The organism is Amycolatopsis aidingensis (assembly GCF_018885265.1).
Taxonomy (GTDB): Bacteria; Actinomycetota; Actinomycetes; order Mycobacteriales; family Pseudonocardiaceae; genus Amycolatopsis; species Amycolatopsis aidingensis.
Window position 1 is genome coordinate 3764124 of record NZ_CP076538.1, and the last position, 17291, is coordinate 3781414.

A 17291-nucleotide genomic window follows, 5' to 3' on the forward strand; every position below is an offset into this window, starting at 1 on the left:
GCCGACGTCATAGGGGAGATCGGAAGTGCCCGCGGTCGTTAGCTCCCGGTCCGGGTGCCAGTCGCCCCTGGAGCTCTGCGTATAACGCTCTATACTGTCGCGCTTTGTGTGCAGCAACGGCTGCCACATCTTTGGCGTCGAGCGCCCAAGGTCAAGCAATACCGCTGTAGAGGTCACGGCGGCCTGTCGCCGATTCCAGGTTGGTATCGGTTGCTGCTGCGTGGGGTCTTTAGCGGTTGCCGTTGTTGGTGGTGTGTCGGATGGTGTTGTAGATGGCGTCGCGGCGGCGTCCGCCGATGGTGTGGCCGTGTTGGCGGATGCCGTGGAGGAGGCGGTCGCGGGAGAGGTGGGGGCCGAGTTCTGCGGCGACCTGTTGGGCGATGGGGAGTAGGTCGCTGATGTCCACTCCGGTTCTGTTGGCTGTGTGCCGGTGCTGGCGGGGCGGTTGTGTCCGGGCCGGTGAGGCCGGGCTGCGGCGGGGCTTTTCGGTGCTGTTGGCTTGGCTGGTGGTGGCGGGTGTGGAGGTTGCTTGTGGGTTCTGTTTTGAAGTTGTGCCGGTGGGCCGGGGTGCGGTGGCCGGTGCGTCCGGTGTTGTCGGGGCCAGAAGCGTGGCTTGTGCCCCCGGTTTTCTGTCCGGGTGGTGGCGTGGGGGCACGGAAGTGTGGGTTGGTCGGCTGTGTCGGTCGGTTGAAGGCGTGTGGTGGGGGAGTGTTCGGTGCTGGCGATGCGTCGGAGGGCTTTGGGGTTGAAGGCGCGTCGGGTGTTGCGGAGGAGTCGGCGGTGTTGGTGGCGGGTGTCGGCGGTGGAGAGTGCGGTGGTGGGGTTGGTGATGCCGTCGTGGATGGCGATGGACAGGGCGCGCCAGGTGCGGCGTGGGTAGCGCAGCCAGTGGGCGTAGCCGAAGCGGGGTCGGCGGGCGGGGAGTTGGTCGGCGTTGCGTTGGCGGTAGGCCTGTCGTTCGCGGAGTTCCCAGCCGGCGACTGAGCCGATGGACAGGGACGCGAACACCACCCCGGTCAATCCTGGCTGTGACCAGGAGGGTGAGCCGTGGCGGTAGTTCACGGCGGCGGCGATGGCCACGACGGTCCACATTCCGGCGCGGTAGAGCACCGGTGAGTCGGGCAGGGCGCGGGCTTTGTGGGCGAGGCCGGCGAAGGCCAGGCCGAGGGATTCCAGCGAGGTGGCTGCGGTTGTGGCCAGCAGGAGGGCAAGGCCGGCGGCGCGCATGGCGTCGAACTGGAACCACCACGCGGAGACGGTGGCCGCGACGATGGGCACCGCGATCACGTTCTCGCCAAGATGCGCGAGGGCGCGACGCAGGAACCGGACAGTCGTGGCGAGGGTCTGGTGTCGTCGTTTCCGGCGCTGCGCGCGGCGGGCAGCGCGTTGCCGCTGGCGGCGTTGGGTTGCGGCACGCTTGCGCTGGCGGGCTTGCTCGTCGAGGTGGCGTTGTCGTTCGGCCAGTTCGAGGCGGGCCGTGCGTTCGGCGATCCGTAGCTCGGCGCGGGTGAGGGGGCGGGCCGTCGGCGTGGCAGTGGTCATGGGTGTTGCCCTTCGGTGGCGAGGGGGTGGGGTTCGCCGGTGAGGGTGGCCAGTGCGGTGGCGACGTCGGCCAGGCTGGCTTTGATGTAGGTGGTAGTGGCGTTGGCGTGGTGGTCGGTGGTGTCGAGGTGGCCTGCGTAGGCGTGGGCGGTGGCGAAGCCGAAGTGGCGTTCGACCCACGTGAGGGTGGTGTGGCGCAGCCAGTGGGTGGAGATCTGCTGGGCGGCTGCCCAGGGGAGGTGGTGGCGGATGCGGTGCCAGAGGTGGTCGTAGCGGCGGTGGGTGATGGGTGCGCCAGGCCGGTAGCGCAGCAGCTGGCCGCCCGGATCACCGGCGGCGCCGCGATGCTCGGCATGGTCGAGCAGGTGGGTCATGAGAGTGGGGGAGACGGGTTGCCAGCGGAGGGTGCCGCCCTTCTCCCGCAGCAGGATCAGGCACTGCTGCGGGTCGAGGTCGCGGGGCCGGAGGTTGAGGGCGCCGCCGCGGCGGGCGGCGGTCTCGGTATGCAGCCGGATGAGGAGGGCGTCGAGGGCGGGGTCGTCGCCGGTGGCGGCGGCGATCTCGTTGACCTCGGCGAGCCGCTGGTGGGGTAGGGCGCGGCGGGTGGAGGGCAGCCGCCGGGGCTTGGCCACCTTGCGAGCCGGGTTGTCGGTCTCGCGGATCAGCCCGTCGGCCTCGGCTCGTTTGTACAGGCACCGTAAGGCGGCGAGGAGGTTTTCCGCGGCTCCGCGTCCGCCACGGGAGTTGCGGCGTACCACCGCATGGGCCTGGACCTGGGCGGCCAGGTGCTCGATCTCCGACGGGGTCGGTTCATCCAGGGTCCGCTCGCCCCACGCGGACTCGATCCGGTGCCAGTAGGAGCCGTAGGCGCGACGGGTGCCTTCGCCGACGGCGGCAGCTACCACCGGGATGTAGGCGGAGAACGTCGGCACCGAGGGCCGGGCCTCGGGAGTCGCCAGGAGGTCGGCGGGGGCCACACCCATGCGGGACAGCAGCAGTCGGGCGGCCTGGATCTCGTCGTGTCCGGCGGGCCGGTCAGCGATGGTCATCGGGTCCACCTCCCGTCAGGGAGGTGTGGTAAGCGATGAGCATGCGGTCCAGGGCGGCGGTGGGGTGCAGCACCAGGACGCGGTGTCCGGGGTCGGCGGCGAGCAGAACCCGGTCGCGGGGGCAGAGGCCGCACCGCCGCCGCACCGCCGCGGGAAGCACCACGTAGTGGCCAGGGGAGAGGGTGAACACCCCGGCCGGGTCGGGGAACACCACCACCGCCTGGTGGAGCACGGTGATGCCGAGCCGTTGCCCGGGGCTCCAGCCCAGCACGTGCAGGAGGGACTTGTCGGAGACCCGGCCGGAGGCGTCGATCCGGCCCATGCCGTACTGCAAGCGGCCCCGCTGCACGAGCGTGGCCAGCGGGGGAGGGCTCACCGAGACGGGCCGCGGAGCCGGGGCCACGGCTCGGGCCGGGACCGGTGGTACGAGGCCCGTCACCAGACGGTCAGTCACCGCGACCACCCCGCCTCAGCCGGGCGAGACGCCACAGACCAGCCGGGAACGAACGTTGCGCAGAACGACGAAGCGAGTGCCCACAGTCCGGGACTCGTCGGGGAAATCTCACCGGTTTTTGTGTCCGAGGGGGGACTTGAACCCCCACGCCCTTTACGGGCACTAGCACCTCAAGCTAGCGCGTCTGCCATTCCGCCACTCGGACTTGCGTGGGGAATAGAGTAACCGATCGTCGACCGGGGGCTGCACGGGGGCCTGCTGCCACCAGCGCCGTGGGCGTGCGCTATGGGGATGGTAGGAAGGCGGGGTGACCGAACCGAACCTGATCGATACAGCGGCCGATGAGGCAGTGACGCTGACCAGCGAGCTGATCCGCATCGACACCACCAACACCGGCGACCCGCAGACCCTGGTGGGGGAGCGGGCGGCGGCCGAGTACGTGGCCGAGAAGCTGACCGAAGTCGGCTACGAGATCACCTACGTCGAGTCCGGGGGCAAGGACCGGCACAACGTGGTCGCCAGGCTGGCGGGGGCCGACCCGGGCCGGGGTGCGCTGCTGATCCACGGTCACCTGGACGTGGTGCCCGCCGACCCGTCCGAATGGTCCGTGCACCCCTTCTCCGGGGCGGTGCAGGACGGCTACGTCTGGGGTCGTGGCGCGGTCGACATGAAAGACATGGTCGGCATGACGCTGGCGCTGGCCCGGCACTACAAGCGCAACGGCATCGTCCCGCCGCGGGACCTGATCTTCGCCTTCCTCGCCGACGAGGAGGCAGGCGGCTCCTACGGGGCGCAGTGGCTGGTGGACAACCGGCCCGAGCTGTTCGAGGGGGCGACCGAGGCGGTCAGCGAGGTCGGCGGCTTCTCGATCACCCTGAAGGACGACGTCCGGACCTACCTCATCGAGACCGCGGAGAAGGGCATCCGCTGGATGAAGCTGCGGGTGCGCGGCACCGCGGGTCACGGTTCGATGATTCACCGTGACAACGCTGTCACCAAGCTGGCCGAGGCGGTCGCGCGGCTCGGCAACCACCGGTTCCCGCTGGTGCTCACCGACTCGGTCCGGGAGTTCCTCGCCGGGGTCACCGAGATCACCGGCTGGGACTTCCCCGAGGACGACCTGGACGGCGCGGTGGCCAAGCTCGGGAACATCTCCCGCATGATCGGCGCCACCCTGCGGGACACGGCCAACCCGACGATGCTCACCGCGGGCTACAAGTCGAACGTGATCCCCTCCACGGCGGAGGCCGCGGTGGACTGCCGGATCCTGCCCGGCAGGCTGGACGCCTTCAACCGGGAGCTCGACGAGATCCTCGGCCCGGACATCGAACGCGAGTGGATGGAGCTGCCGCCGGTCGAGACCACCTTCGACGGCGCGCTGGTGGACGCCATGACCAGCGCCGTCGTCGCCGAGGACCCCGGCGCCAACACCCTGCCGTACATGCTGTCCGGCGGCACCGACGCCAAGTCCTTCCAGCGGCTCGGCATCCGCAACTTCGGGTTCGCCCCGCTGAAGCTGCCCGCGGAGCTCGACTTCTCCGCGCTCTTCCACGGCGTGGACGAGCGGGTGCCGGTGGACGCCCTGCGCTTCGGCACCCGGGTGCTGGACCGCTTCCTGCGCTCCAGCTAGACGATCACACCGGGTAGCCCGGCCGCCGCCAGGGTCCGCTTGCGGCGCAGCCACACCCGGCGTGTGCCGTCGGAGTACAGCCGTACGTTCGACAGCTCCCACCCGGCGAACTCCGCCTGGATGGACAGCTGCAGTGTGGCGGAAAGACGGGACACGCCGGGTGGCAGCTGCAGCCGGCGGTACTCCCAGTCCTCGTCGACCACCACCTCGTTCGTCGTCATGGCTCGGTCACCTGGATCACCTGTGTCCCTTCTCCGGCCGCCGAGCCGACGACCACCCGGCCGGTCCGGTCGTCGACGGCAACCGAGTTCGGCTGGCGCACGGTGGGGAAGCGGTACTTCTCGGTCGGCTCTCCACCGCGGATGTCGAAGCCGACGACCTCATTGCGCTCGGTCAGGGTGACCCAGGCCAGGTTGCGCTCCCGGTCGATCGCGATGCCGTAGACGCCGCCCGGCACCGGATAGCGCTGGCGCAGCAGCAGGGGATCCGTGGAGAACGCCAGCAGCGCCCCGCCCCGCGCATCGGTGGTCAGCACCCGCCCGAAGGAGTCGACCGCGGCACCCGCGACCCCGTCGCCGGCCCGCAGGCCCTCACCGACCTTCCGCGCACCCAGGTCAATGTCGAACAACGCCGTGCGGAGCCGGTCCAGCACCAGCACCTCGTCCCCGGCGAGCAGCACCTCGTCGGCGCTGTACAGCTGCCCGGTCACCGTGCCGCGTACCCGGTCCCCGGCGAGCACCTCGATCACCTTGCGGTCCGGCAGCGCCACCAGGGTTTCCTCGCCCCGCCGCACCGCGGACACCGGGGCGCCATCGACCGGCACCGGGTGCACGGTCCCCTCGGGCAGCGCGATCCTGGCCACCGCACCCGCACCGGGCATGCTGGCCAGCAGGCTGCCATCGGCCGAGGTCAGCTGCTCGGCCGCGCCGTCCAGCGGCACCGAGCGGGGCTTCGCGCCCAGGTCGTCCAGGTCGTACAGCAGCACCGACTCCGGCTCCCGTACCGCGACGGCCAGCGTCGCCGTGGCCGGGTCCGTGGCCAGCGCCACCACCTCGCCCGCTGGCTTCAGCACCTCCCCGGCAGGCGAGACCGACACGGCGGGGGATGCCGCCGGACTCGCCGCCACCGGATCGGCCACCACCTGCAGGTCGTCCTCGACCTCGCCGCCCGAGGAGCACCCGGCGAGCAGCGCCGCCACCAGCGCACCGGCCAGCGGCGCCGCTACCGGCGAACCGGTGAACCGGCGCCCGGCGAGTGTCGGTGCCGACAGCGCAGGACCTCCCGAAGGCCGTTTACGAACCGTTCCTCCCAGCATCCCCTAGAATCCCCACTCCGTCACGTCCCTGTCACCTGCTCGTCACCACGATCCCGGTCCGGCTCAGCGCGGCCACCGTTCCGGGTAACCCAGCTCGATCGCGCTGACGTCATCCAGCGCGGCCTTGATCGCCGGCGGCAGGGTGATCTCCTCGGCCGCCAGTGACCCGGTCAGCTGCCCGGTGTCCCGCGCGCCGACCACCGGCGCCACCACCCCCGGCCGATCGCGCACCCAGGCCAGCGCCACCACCAGTGGCGAGGTCCCGAGGCCGTCGGCGGCCGTGTTGACCGCCTCCACGATCCGCCCCGCACGCTCGGTGCGATGCTGTTCCACATACCCGGCGTAGGCGGGGGAGGCGCCGCGCGAGTCCGCGGGCGTACCGGTCCGGTACTTGCCGGTCAGCACCCCGCGCCCCAGTGGCGCCCAGGGCAGCAGCCCGACCCCGTGATGCCGGGCCGCGGGCACGACCTCGCGTTCGATCCCGCGTTCCAGCAGCGAGTACTCCATCTGGGTTGACACCAGCGGCGTCCCGTTCGACCGGGCGGCCGCGGTCGCCAGCTGCCAGCCCGCGTAGTTCGACACCCCGGTGTAGCGCACCCTGCCGGTGCGCACGGCGTACTCCAGCGCCGACAGCGTCTCATCCAGCGGCACGCTGTCGTCCCAGGCGTGCAGCTGCCACAGGTCGATGTGCTCCACCCCGAGCCTGCGCAGCGAACCGTCCAGCGCGCACAGCAGCGCCCCGCGGGATGCGCCCCCGCCGAACGGGCCCTCGGTGCGCCGGGCCACCGCCTTGGTCGCCAGCACCACCTCGTCCCTCGGCACCAGATCGCCCAGCAGCGAGCCCACCAGCCGCTCGCTCTCGCCCTCGGCGTAGATGTCCGCCGTGTCCACCAGCGTGCCACCGGCGTCCACAAAGGTCACCAGCTGGTTGGCCGCCTCCTCCGCGTCGGTGCCGCTGCCCCACGACATCGTGCCGAGGGCCATCCTGGACACCCGCAGGCCGGATGTTCCGAGCTGCCGCTTCTGCATGCGCCCGAGCCTAGCCGGACGCTCCGTGACGGCCACCGCGACCAGCGGTCATCGCCCGGTGGTGAGGCGAGTGCGGCCAAGATCGTGCACCCGATAGGGTCAGCGCCCGTGCGATGGGGATTGAACACCGAACACCGCGACCGCCCGGCGGTGATGGCCTGACATGGGCTGGTTCGAAGCGCTGGTCCTCGGTCTCGTCCAGGGCCTCACCGAGTTTCTGCCGATCTCGTCCAGTGCCCACCTGCGGATCACCGCGGCCTTCGCGGGCTGGGGCGATCCGGGGGCGGCGTTCACCGCGGTCACCCAGATCGGTACCGAGCTCGCGGTCATCCTGTACTTCGGCAAGAAGATCGGCCGGATTCTGGCCCACTGGTTCTTCTCGCTGTACCGGTCGGAGTACCGCAGCGATCCCGACGCGCGGATGGGCTGGCTGATCATCGTCGGTTCGCTGCCCATCGTGGTGCTCGGCCTGTTGTTCCAGGAGGACATCGAGCACGCCTTCCGGGACCTGCGGCTGATCGCGACCACCCTGATCGTGTTCGGCATCCTGCTGTGGATCGCCGACCGGATCGGGCGCAAGGAACGCGAACTGGACCGGCTCACCGTGCCGCACGGCCTCGGCTACGGGTTCGCGCAGGCCCTCGCCCTGATCCCCGGGGTCTCCCGCTCCGGCGGCACCATCACCGGTGGCCTGCTGCTGGGCTACAAGCGGTCCGACGCCGCCGAGTACTCCTTCCTGCTCGCCGTACCCGCGGTCCTCGGCTCCGGGTTCTACAAGCTCACCGACATCGGCGGCTCGAACAGCCCGGCCTGGGGCCCGACCATCCTCGCCACGGTGGTGGCCTTCGGCGTCGGGTACCTGGTGATCGCCTGGCTGATGGCGTTCATCAAGCGGCGCAGCTTCGTCCCGTTCGTGCTCTACCGGCTCGCACTGGGCGCGCTGCTGTTGGTCCTGGTGTTCACCGGGGTGCTCGATCCGGAGGCCGGGCCGGTCGGCTGACTGACCCGCGCCCGGGTGACACCGTAGGGTGGCGGTCGTGGGCACCGTCATCTTGCTGCGGCACGGCCGTTCGAGCGCGAACGGCTCGGGAGTGCTGGCCGGGCACACACCGGGGATCGAGCTGGACGAAACCGGAAGGGCGCAGGTCGAAGCGCTGGTGGGGCGCCTGGAAGGGGTGCCGCTTGCCGGGCTGGTCACCTCGCCGTTGCTGCGCTGCGAGCAGACGGTGGCGCCGCTGGCGGCGGCGCGCACCCTGCCGCCCGTGCTGGAGCCGAGGCTGGCCGAGGTCGACTACGGCGAGTGGACCGGGCGGGAGCTGAAGGACCTGGTCAAGGAACCGATGTGGCGGGTGGTGCAGGCGCACCCCTCGGCCGCGGTGTTCCCCGGCGGGGAAGGGCTCGCCGCGGTACAGGCACGCGCGGTCGCCGCGGTGCGCGAGCACGACGCGCGGATGACCGAGCAGGCCGGGGACCGGGCGGTCTGGTTGCTGTGCAGCCACGGGGACGTGATCAAGGCGGTGCTCGCCGACGCGCTCGGCCAGCACCTGGACTCCTTCCAGCGGATCGTGGTCGATCCCGCCTCGGTCTCGGTGATCCGCTACACCGAGACCAGGCCGTTCGTGCTGCGGTGCAACGACCACAGCGCCGACCTGACCGGCATCGTGCCGGAGCAGCCACGCGAGGACGAGGACCAGGAAAGCTCCGACGCGGCGATCGGAGGCTCCACCGGACGGGAAGGCGGAACATGACGAACGCGGCGAACCCGTTGCTGGCCCCGAGCGACCTGCCCTACGGGCTGCCGCCGTTCGACCGGATCGCCGAGGAGCATTTCCTGCCTGCCTTCGAGGCCGGGATGGCCGAGCAACTCGCCGAGGTGGCCGAGATCACCGGCAACCCTCGGCCGGCGACCTTCGACAACACCGTGCTCGCACTGGAGCGCTCCGGCCGGGTGCTGCGGCGGGTCTCGCTGGTGCTGGCGCACCTGGCCTCCGCACACGCCACCGAGGGCATCCGGGAGATCAAGGCGACCGTGGCGCCGCGGCTGGCCGCGCATGAGGACGCGATCCGGCTCGACCGGCGGTTGTTCGCGCGGATCGACGAGCTGGCAGGCAGGCGAGCCGAGCTGGACCTGGACGCCGAGTCGGACTGGCTGCTGCACCGCTATCACCTGGAGTTCCAGCGCGCGGGCGCCGGGTTGGGCGCGGGGGAGCAGGACCGGCTGCGCGAGCTGAACACCGAGCTGTCCGAGCTCGGTACCCGGTTCCAGGACAACCTGCTGGCCGACACCAACGATCTGGCCGTGCTGGTCACCGACGCCGGGGAACTGGCCGGGCTGTCCGAGGACGCCATCGCCGCGGCGGCGCGGGCGGCCGAGAACCGCGGTGAGCCCGGCGGCTACCTGCTGAACCTGGCGCTGCCCACCGCTCAGCCGCTGCTGGCCTCACTGGCAAACCGCGCCCTGCGGGAGCGGATGTTCACCGCGTCCAGCTCCCGGGCCAACCGGGGCAACGAGCACGACAACACCGCGGTGCTCACCCGGATCGCGGCCCTGCGCGCGGAGCGGGCCGCCCTGCTCGGCTACCCGGACCACGCCTCCTACGTGATCGCCGACGAGACCGCTGGCACCGCCGCGGCCGCGCGGGACCTGCTGCACCGGCTGGCTCCGATCGCGGCCACCAACGCCGAGGCCGAGCGGGACGAGCTGCAACGGCAGGCCGAGGCCGACGGCGGCGGATTCGAGCTGCGCCCGTGGGACTGGGCCTATTACGCCGAGCAGGTCCGCAAGGCGCGGTTCGAGGTCGAGGCTGCCGAGCTGCGGCCGTACTTCGAGCTGGAACGGGTGCTGCGGGACGGCGTGTTCCACGCGGCCACCCTGCTGTACGGGCTCACCTTCGTCGAGCGGCACGACCTGCCGGTCTACCACCCCGATGTCCGGGTGTTCGAGGTGTTCGACGCCGACGGCAGCGGACTGGGGCTGTTCCTCGGCGACTACTACGCCAGGGACACCAAACGCGGCGGCGCGTGGATGAACAACCTGGTCGAGCAGTCCGGGCTGCTGGGGGAGCGGCCCGTGGTGAGCAACAACCTCAACCTCGCCCGGCCCGCCGACGGTGAGCCGACGCTGCTCACCTTCGAGGAGGTGACCATCGCGTTCCACGAGTTCGGGCACGCGCTGCACGGGCTGCTCTCCGCGGTGCGGTACCCGAAGTTCTCCGGTGCCAACGTTCCGCGGGACTTCGTGGAGTTTCCTTCCCAGGTCAACGAGATGTGGGCATTGTGGCCGGAGGTGCTCGCCAACTATGCGCGGCACCACCGCACCGGGGAGGCACTGCCGCAGGAGGTCGCCGAGCGGCTGCGCGCGGCCCAGTCCTACGGGCAGGGCTTCGACACCACCGAGTACCTCGCGGCCGCCTTGCTCGACCAGGCCTGGCACGCGCTCGAGCCGGGGGAGGATGTCGAGCCCGGCGAGGTGGAACGGTTCGAGGCGGAGGCACTGGAGAAGGCCGGGGTCGGCCTGCCCACGGTGCCGCCGAGGTACCGCAGCACCTACTTCGCGCACATCTTCAGCGGCGGCTACTCGGCCGGCTACTACTCCTACATCTGGAGCGAGGTGCTGGACGCGGAGTCCGTGGAGTGGTTCCGCGCCCGCGGCGGTGCGAACAGGGAGAACGGCGACCACTTCCGGCGCGAGCTGCTGTCCAGGGGCGGCAGCATGGACCCGCTGACGGCGTTCCGGAACTTCCTCGGCCGGGAGCCGGAGCTCGGCCCGCTGCTGCGCCGCCGCAACCTCACCGGTTGATCCACTGCTGTGAGTGGCCCGTTCGCTGCGAAAAATGCAGCGAACGGGCCACTCACAGCGAGGGTCAGACGAGGCCGAGGGAGCGGACGGCTTCGCGCTCCTCGGTGAGCTCGCGGACGGAGGCGTCGATCCGCTCCCGGGAGAACTCGTTGATGTCCAGGCCCTGCACGATCTCGTACCGGCCGTCCCTTGTGGTCACCGGGAAGGAGGAGATCAGGCCCTCCGGCACGCCGTAGGAGCCGTCCGAGGGCACCGCCATCGAGGTCCAGTCGCCCTCGGCGGTGCCGTTCACCCAGGTGTACACATGGTCGATGGCGGCGCTGGCCGCGCTCGCCGCCGACGAGGCCCCGCGCGCCTCGATAATCGCCGCGCCCCGCTTGGCCACGGTCGGGATGAACTCCTCGGCCAGCCAGGTCTGGTCGTTCACCACCTCGGCCGCGTTCCGGCCTGCCACCTCGGCGTGGAAGATGTCCGGGTACTGGGTCGCCGAGTGGTTGCCCCAGATCGTCAGCCTGCGGATCTCGCCGACCGGGGTGCCGGTCTTCTTCGCCAGCTGCGCCAGGGCACGGTTGTGGTCCAGCCGGGTCATCGCCGTGAACCGCTCGGCGGGCACGTCCGGGGCATGCGACTGGGCGATCAGCGCGTTGGTGTTGGCCGGGTTGCCCACTACCAGCACCTTGACGTCCTCCGCCGCACCGGCGTTGATCGCCTCGCCCTGCGGCTTGAAGATGCCGCCGTTGGCCTCCAGCAGGTCACCGCGCTCCATGCCCTTGGTCCGCGGGCGCGCACCGACCAGCAGCGCCACGTTCGCACCGGAGAACGCCTGCTTCGGGTCGTCGAAGATGTCGATCCCCGCCAGCAGCCCGAACGCGCCGTCCTCCAGCTCCAGCGCGGTGCCCTCGGCCGCCTTGACGGCCTGCGGGATCTCCAGCAGCCGCAGCTTCACCGGCGTGTCGGGGCCGAGCAGCTGACCGGAGGCGATGCGGAACAGCAGCGCATATCCGATCTGGCCGGCGGCGCCGGTGACGGTGACGTTGACAGGGGCTTGGGTCATTGCGTTCTCCTGCTGACGGGGTCACTTGTTTCCTGGATGCTATCGGTCGTGACCTGGGCCGATCGTGTGTGTCGGCCCACCCTGTGCTGAACCGATTGAGCCGTGTCGACCTGGACGTCGAAGGCCCTGCCAAGGCCGAGCACGGCGGCGTCGAGCTGGGAAAGGCTGGACAGCACCGGGCGCACGCCCGGGGCGTCGGTCTCGTCACAGGGCGGCTCCCACCCGTCCCGCAACAACACCCGGCCGTCGCCGTCGCGGATCGCCGCCAGCAGTGCCTCGACGTTCCCTTCGATCCGCCCGGTCAGCGCGGGCAGTGTCGTGTCGCCTGCCAGCAGGCCGGGCTGGGCGCGGGCGGCCACATGCCGGGCGCGGAAGGCGATCGTCTCCAGGGTGGTCAGCACATACCAGCCGTAGTCTCTGCGGCTGCTGAGGTTCACCCGGTGGGTCAGCGGTTCGATGGTGGCCCGGACCCTGGCCACCGCACGATCCAGGGCGCGGGACCGCTCGATCACGTTCATGTTCTCGGTGCCGGCCAGCAGGGTGGTCGCCGAGCGCAGGAAACCGTTCAGCTCGTCCAGCACCTCGGCGACGTCCTGCAGGAGCACCGTCCTGGTGCGCACCGGCACGAGGACCATCGCGGCGAGCACCCCGGCCACCGCGCCCACGGCGGTCTCGGCCAGCCGCAGCCACAGCACGCCGAAGCTGAAGGTGCCCAGCAGGCTGTACAACAGGCCGAGCATGCTGGTGATGAAGAAGGCCATCAGCGCCTGGGAGACCCGCGAGGTGTACACCATCCCGAACACGCACAGCAGAATCAGCGCGACCGTGGCCGGGGTGTCGCCCCCGGCCACGGTCGCCGCCAGCACCCCACCGAGGATCCCGGCCAGGGTGCCTGCCAGCCGGCGCGCGCCCTTCACGAAGGTCGCCCCTGCCGTCGCGGAGCCGAGGAATACCACGAACACCGTCAGCACCGCCCAGTACCAGCGCTGCGGCGAGACCAGCTCACCGCCCAGCACCGCCAGCCCGCCCGCCGCGACGGCCTGGATCGCCGAGCGGGTCTGGTTGTCGTAGGCGAACACCGCGGTGCGTTCCCGTTCCGCGGGTTCCTCCTGCTCCTCCTCGGCGGAGTAGTCCCGCTCGGCGATCCGCTGCGCGTTCACATCGGCCAGCGCGAGTTCGGCGATGGCCCGGCGCAGCTCGTCGCCCGGCTCGGTGGAACTGCCCAGCTTGCTGCCCTCGACCAGCATCTCGCTGAACTCCCCGGTCTCGCTGATCAGCGGCAGCTCGCGAGGATCCCGCTCGATCAGCGAACGCAGCCTGCGCAGCGCGGCGACCAGTTCGGCCCTGCGCTCGGTGGTGAGCGGCTCGGCGGCGGTGCGCCGGGCGGTGATGGACAGCCACTGCGCGGCCAGCTCCACCTCGATCGCCCGCCTGCGCAGCATTCCCGCCGCCGCGGGGTCGATCACGTCCTCGGCGGTGTCCTCGATCATCAGCACGCACTCGTGCAGGCGGGAGTCGGCCCTGCGCAGCTGTGCCGGGCCCCGGCCGCCGCCTGCGAGGTGCGTCGCGGCGGCCCGCACCACCGCGCCCAGCCGGGCACGGAAGGCCCGCCGGACCCCGAGCAGCTCCCGTCCGGGGCGCCTGCGCAGCAGCACGAACCGCACCAGCGCATTGGCGGCGAGACCGGTCGCCAGCGCCAGCACCAGCTCCGGCACCTGCCCGACGTGGGTGCCGAGGAACATCGCGAAGAAGAACAGGAAGAAGGTCATCGTGCCGAGCGCCACACCCCGCGGCCCGAACCGCTGCGCGTACACCGCCACGAAGATCAGCAGCACGAACACGATCCCGTCCACCGGGGGAGTCCCGGAGCCGAGGCTGGCCGCGGTGAGTGCGGCCGAACCGGCGAGCAGGCCCAGCAGCAGGGTGACGGCCTGCCCGCCGGGGGTCGGGTCGTTCACCGTGAAGGCGGCGGTCATGGCGCCGATCGCGGCGATCAGCATGATCGGCAGCGGGGCGCCGGACGGGGCCAGCGCGCCCACCGCGAGCACGATGCCGAGTACCGCCGACGCGGCCACCCGCAGCCGGATCAGCCCGGGATCGGAGGCCAGTAGCCGATCGGCCCCGCGTTCCACCACCCGCCGGATCACGGGCCACCCTGCCCGGCCAGTAGCTCCCACTGGGCCAGCCCGATCCGGCCGCGGCTGCCCGCGGTGACCCGCAGCCGGTAGTGCCGGTACGCCGCGGGGGAGGAGACGGTGAACGCCCTGGTCTGCTTGCGCCAGCGGAACACCTCGCCGGTTCGCTCGTCCAGCACCGTCCACGCGTGACCGTCCGCGGAGCCCTCCAGCACCCAGGAACGCGGGTCGCCGCGGCGCGCCCCTGAGGTCAGCGTGTACAGCCGTACCGTCCGCGGCGCACCGTCCACGGTGTACTCCAGCACCGGTGTCCTGGTGCGGAACCGGACCTCGGTTGCGGTGGTGTCATCGCGCAGCGCCGCCACGTCGGTGCCGTCCAGGCAGCGCGCGGCGCCGGGCAGATCGGTCAGCGGCGCCGGGGGAGCGTCGCCGGTGGTGAGCGAGGGCGGGGCGTCTTGTTCCCCGGTGCCCCATGCACCGGGTTCCGGTCCCAGGTCGATGTCCAGGGTGCCGCCTGCCGCGAGCCGCGCGTGCGAGATCCAGCTCGCCCGCAGCGGCTCGCCGTCCAACCGCGCGCCCCGCACGTAGATGTCGTCCTTCCCGCCGCGCGGTGCGTTGATCACCAGCTCGGCGCCACCCGGCAGGCGCAGGGTGGCCCTGGTGAACAGCGGGGAGCCGAGCACGTAGCGCGGGCTGCCGACCTGCAGTGGGTAAAGCCCGAGCGCGCTGAACACGTACCAGGCTGACATCTCGCCGTTGTCCTCGTCGCCGGGGTAGCCCTGCCCGAGTTCGCTGCCGAGGTAGCAGCGGGCCAGCACCTCACGCACGATCCGCTGCGCCTTCGCCGGGGCGCCCGCGTGGTAGTAGACGTAGGGGATGTGGTGCGAGGGCTGGTTGGAGTGCCCGTACTGGCCGAGCCGGATGTCCCTGGCCTCGGTCATCTCGTGGATCACCCCGCCGTAGGTTCCCGGCCGCAGACCGGTCTCCCTGGTGGCGAAGAACTCGTCCAGCTTGGCGGCCAGCCCGGCGCGGCCGCCGTGCAGGTTCGCCAGCCCTTTTCCGTCGTGCGGGGCGCTGAACGCCGCGTTCCACGCGTTGGTCTCGGTGTGCCCGAAACCCCACGCCAGCGGGTCGTGGGCCGCGGGTGAGCGCCGCCATGACCCGTCGGTGGCGCGGCCGGCGAAGAAACCGGTCCGGGTGTCGAAATGGTGGACGTACTGCAGCGCGCGGTTCCCGAAGTACTCGGCGTTCGCGAGGTACTCGGCCCGCCGCGGGTGGCCGGGTGCGCAGGACTCGGCCAGCGCGCGCGACCAGTTCGCGAGCCCGAAGTCGTTGAGGCAGCCCTCCAGCGCCCAGGAAACCCCTTCGGGGGTGCTGTCCGGGGTGTACCCCAGGAAGATCGACTCGGCCAGGCCCTTGCGGCCCACCGCGCGGTGCGGCGGGGTGACCGTGGCGTTGCGCAGCGCCGCGTCATAGGCAGCCTCGACGTCGAACCCCCGTACGCCCTTGAGATAGGCGTCGGCGAAGGCGACATCCGAGCTGGTTCCGGTCATCAGGTCGGCGTAGCCGGGGGAGGACCACCGGGACACCCAGCCGCCTTCCCGGTACTGCCGCACGAACCCCTCGATCAGCTCGGCGCATCGTTCGGGTGCGAGCAGTGCGTAGGCGGGCCAGGCCGTGCGGTAGGTGTCCCAGAACCCGTTGTTCACATACATCGGGCCGTCCAGCACCTTCGCGCCGGTGCGCAGGCGGGTGCTCGGACACCACCGCCGGATCACCGGGCTGGCGTGCCGGATCCGCGGCCGGTCGCGGGTGCCGGTGTTCTCGTGTCCGGAGTTGGGGTACAGGAACAGCCGGTACAGGCCGGAGTAGAAGCTGGTGAGCTGGTCGGTGCCGGCGCCTTCGAGCTCGACCCTGCCGAGCAGGTCCTGCCACGCCCGCCGGGCCTCGGCGCGGACCTGCTCGAAACTCGTCCCCTCCGGGATCTCGAGCTCGAGGTTGCGCCTGGCCTGCCGGAGGCTGATCAGCGAGGTGGCGATGCGCATGCTCACCACCTCGCCGCGGAACGTGAGGTATCCGCTTACCCTGCGCCAGCACGGCCTGCGCAGCCTGCCGCCGCCGGTGGCGGGCCGGTCGAAAGTGGCATAGACGTACATCCGCCTGGCCCCCGCCGACAGCCTGCTGCGTACCCAGGTGTGCCCGGTCACGATCCCCTTCGCCGGGTGCACCCGCAGCCCACCCCGGTTGCGGGTGTTGTCGAACACCAGCCACCCGGCCCCGCTGGGGAAGCGGAACCGCAGCAGTGCCGCGTGGTCGGCGGGGGCGAGGTCGGCGGTGATCCCGCAGGCGAAGCGCACGCCGTAGTGGTGGGGCCGGTCGATCTCGTCCTCGTGCGCGAACGCCAGCGCCCTTGCCGCCCGGTCCAGGGTGACCTCGCCGGTGCCGGGCATCACCTGGAAGGTGTGCCGGTCACCCATCCAGGGGCTCGGCTGGTGGCTGAGGGCGAAGGCCTGCAGCGCGGGCAGGTTGTCGGGGTTGTTGCCCCGGTGGTACTCGTACAGCCAGTTCAGGGCGCCGGCGTCGGTGACAGGGGTCCAGAAGTTGAAGCCGTGCGGGACCGCGGTGGCCGGGAAGGTGTTGCCCCGGGAGAACTCGCCGCTGGAATGCGTGCCCCGGGTGGTGCGCACCTGGTCCACGGCCGCCGGCCCGGGCTCCGGTGGCCTGGCGGCGATCCGGATGTCGTCCACCCAGCCACCGGCCGGCGCGGGTGCCGCGGTGGTGAGCAGGATCGCCCGGATGGTGCGCCCGGCGGCCGCGCCGAGCCCTGCGGCCACCCGGTTCCACTGATCCAGGTAGAGGGTCTTGGCCGCGCCCTGCGCCGCCGCGGAGAGGACGAACCCGTGGTGGTCGGGCAACTCCAGCTCGGACAGCCTGCCGCCGTCGGCGAACTCGAGGTCGATGGCGAGGAAGGTGGCGTGGTAGTCCGGCCCGGCAGTGCCCGGACCCGACTCCGGGAACACCACATAGGACAACTCGGTGTCCGGAGTGACCGGAATGTCCACATCGAACAGTGTCGTGGTGGCCGGGCCCGGCGGCGCCTCGTACTGCAGTGCCCGCAGCCCGGTGTAGCCGACGAGGGGCTTGGCCGTGGGGGAGCGCTCCGGCCCGGCGCCGAGCCGTACCGGTACGCCGCCGGTGGTGCCCGGTGCCGGTTCACCCTCCTCGAAGGAACGGAAGAAGTCGGTCCGGGTCACGCACCCACGGTAGTCGCCGTGCTCGATCCA

General features: G+C 71.4%; 14 protein-coding genes, 1 tRNA gene and 1 pseudogene. 5 read left to right on the plus strand and 11 right to left on the minus strand.

What is annotated here, in order from left to right:
* Nucleotides 1-229 precede the first annotated feature (229 nt).
* On the minus strand, nt 230-406 hold the full coding sequence (locus tag KOI47_RS35695; protein ID WP_232376806.1) for a hypothetical protein: 177 nt from the start codon (nt 404-406) through the stop codon (nt 230-232).
* A gap of 506 nt (nt 407-912) precedes the next feature.
* Nucleotides 913-1227, minus strand: a pseudogene (locus tag KOI47_RS36445) (DUF2637 domain-containing protein); the annotation flags it as partial.
* Between KOI47_RS36445 and KOI47_RS35700 the strand changes: the two are divergent.
* Nucleotides 1138-1497, plus strand: a complete 360-nt coding sequence (locus KOI47_RS35700) for a hypothetical protein (protein ID WP_232376807.1) — start codon at nt 1138-1140, stop codon at nt 1495-1497. The pseudogene KOI47_RS36445 and the gene KOI47_RS35700 sit on opposite strands and share 90 nt — an antisense overlap.
* A 41-nt stretch (nt 1498-1538) precedes the next feature.
* Here the strand turns inward: KOI47_RS35700 and KOI47_RS17205 are convergent, their stop codons facing one another.
* The 3 genes from KOI47_RS17205 to KOI47_RS17215 all read right to left on the minus strand — a co-directional run bounded on the left by KOI47_RS17205 (nt 1539) and on the right by KOI47_RS17215 (nt 3250).
* Nucleotides 1539-2591 carry a tyrosine-type recombinase/integrase gene (locus KOI47_RS17205; RefSeq protein WP_216216941.1) on the minus strand — a complete coding sequence of 351 codons (1053 nt, stop codon included), beginning with the start codon at nt 2589-2591 and terminating at the stop codon, nt 1539-1541.
* Complete coding sequence (locus KOI47_RS17210; protein WP_216216942.1) at nt 2578-3045, minus strand: hypothetical protein; 468 nt, start codon at nt 3043-3045, stop codon at nt 2578-2580. Before KOI47_RS17210 ends, KOI47_RS17205 begins: the two co-directional genes overlap by 14 nt.
* A 121-nt stretch (nt 3046-3166) precedes the next feature.
* A tRNA-Leu gene (locus KOI47_RS17215) sits at nt 3167-3250 on the minus strand.
* Nucleotides 3251-3352: 102 nt separating this feature from the next.
* Here KOI47_RS17215 and KOI47_RS17220 point away from each other — a divergent pair.
* Nucleotides 3353-4675: a M20/M25/M40 family metallo-hydrolase gene (locus tag KOI47_RS17220; RefSeq protein WP_216216943.1), complete on the plus strand. Its 1323-nt coding sequence runs from the start codon at nt 3353-3355 to the stop codon at nt 4673-4675.
* Here the strand turns inward: KOI47_RS17220 and KOI47_RS17225 are convergent.
* From KOI47_RS17225 to KOI47_RS17235, 3 genes are all read right to left on the minus strand, one after another.
* The gene (locus KOI47_RS17225; RefSeq protein WP_216216944.1) at nt 4672-4896 is read right to left on the minus strand and encodes a DUF5703 family protein; all 225 of its coding nucleotides are present in this window, start codon (nt 4894-4896) and stop codon (nt 4672-4674) included. The genes KOI47_RS17220 and KOI47_RS17225 overlap by 4 nt on opposite strands.
* Nucleotides 4893-5990: a YncE family protein gene (locus KOI47_RS17230; protein ID WP_232376808.1), complete on the minus strand. Its 1098-nt coding sequence runs from the start codon at nt 5988-5990 to the stop codon at nt 4893-4895. Before KOI47_RS17230 ends, KOI47_RS17225 begins: the two co-directional genes overlap by 4 nt.
* Nucleotides 5991-6053: 63 nt before the next feature.
* Entirely contained in the window at nt 6054-7019 is a 966-nt protein-coding gene (locus KOI47_RS17235) for an aldo/keto reductase (protein ID WP_216216945.1), read from the minus strand.
* Nucleotides 7020-7182: 163 nt separating this feature from the next.
* Between KOI47_RS17235 and KOI47_RS17240 the strand changes: the two genes are divergently transcribed.
* The 3 genes from KOI47_RS17240 to KOI47_RS17250 are packed head-to-tail and all read left to right on the plus strand — an operon-like array spanning nt 7183 to nt 10818.
* Entirely contained in the window at nt 7183-8019 is an 837-nt protein-coding gene (locus tag KOI47_RS17240) for an undecaprenyl-diphosphate phosphatase (protein WP_216216946.1), read from the plus strand.
* 37 nt (nt 8020-8056) lie between these two features.
* Nucleotides 8057-8767 carry a histidine phosphatase family protein gene (locus KOI47_RS17245; RefSeq protein ID WP_216216947.1) on the plus strand — a complete coding sequence of 237 codons (711 nt, stop codon included), beginning with the start codon at nt 8057-8059 and terminating at the stop codon, nt 8765-8767.
* Nucleotides 8764-10818: a M3 family metallopeptidase gene (locus KOI47_RS17250; protein ID WP_216216948.1), complete on the plus strand. Its 2055-nt coding sequence runs from the start codon at nt 8764-8766 to the stop codon at nt 10816-10818. The genes KOI47_RS17245 and KOI47_RS17250 overlap by 4 nt, the downstream gene beginning before the upstream one ends.
* A gap of 64 nt (nt 10819-10882) precedes the next feature.
* Here KOI47_RS17250 and KOI47_RS17255 read toward each other — a convergent pair whose 3' ends face one another.
* From KOI47_RS17255 to KOI47_RS17265, 3 genes are read right to left on the minus strand one after another with little or no spacing between them, the layout of a single operon-like run.
* Nucleotides 10883-11872 (minus strand): malate dehydrogenase, encoded by a 990-nt coding sequence (locus tag KOI47_RS17255; RefSeq protein ID WP_216216949.1) that lies wholly within the window; start codon nt 11870-11872, stop codon nt 10883-10885.
* Nucleotides 11869-14019, minus strand: a complete 2151-nt coding sequence (locus KOI47_RS17260) for an FUSC family protein (RefSeq protein WP_216216950.1) — start codon at nt 14017-14019, stop codon at nt 11869-11871. Before KOI47_RS17260 ends, KOI47_RS17255 begins: the two co-directional genes overlap by 4 nt.
* Nucleotides 14016-17261, minus strand: coding sequence for a GH92 family glycosyl hydrolase (locus KOI47_RS17265; protein ID WP_216216951.1), 3246 nt, complete (start codon nt 17259-17261; stop codon nt 14016-14018). Before KOI47_RS17265 ends, KOI47_RS17260 begins: the two co-directional genes overlap by 4 nt.
* Nucleotides 17262-17291 lie beyond the last annotated feature (30 nt).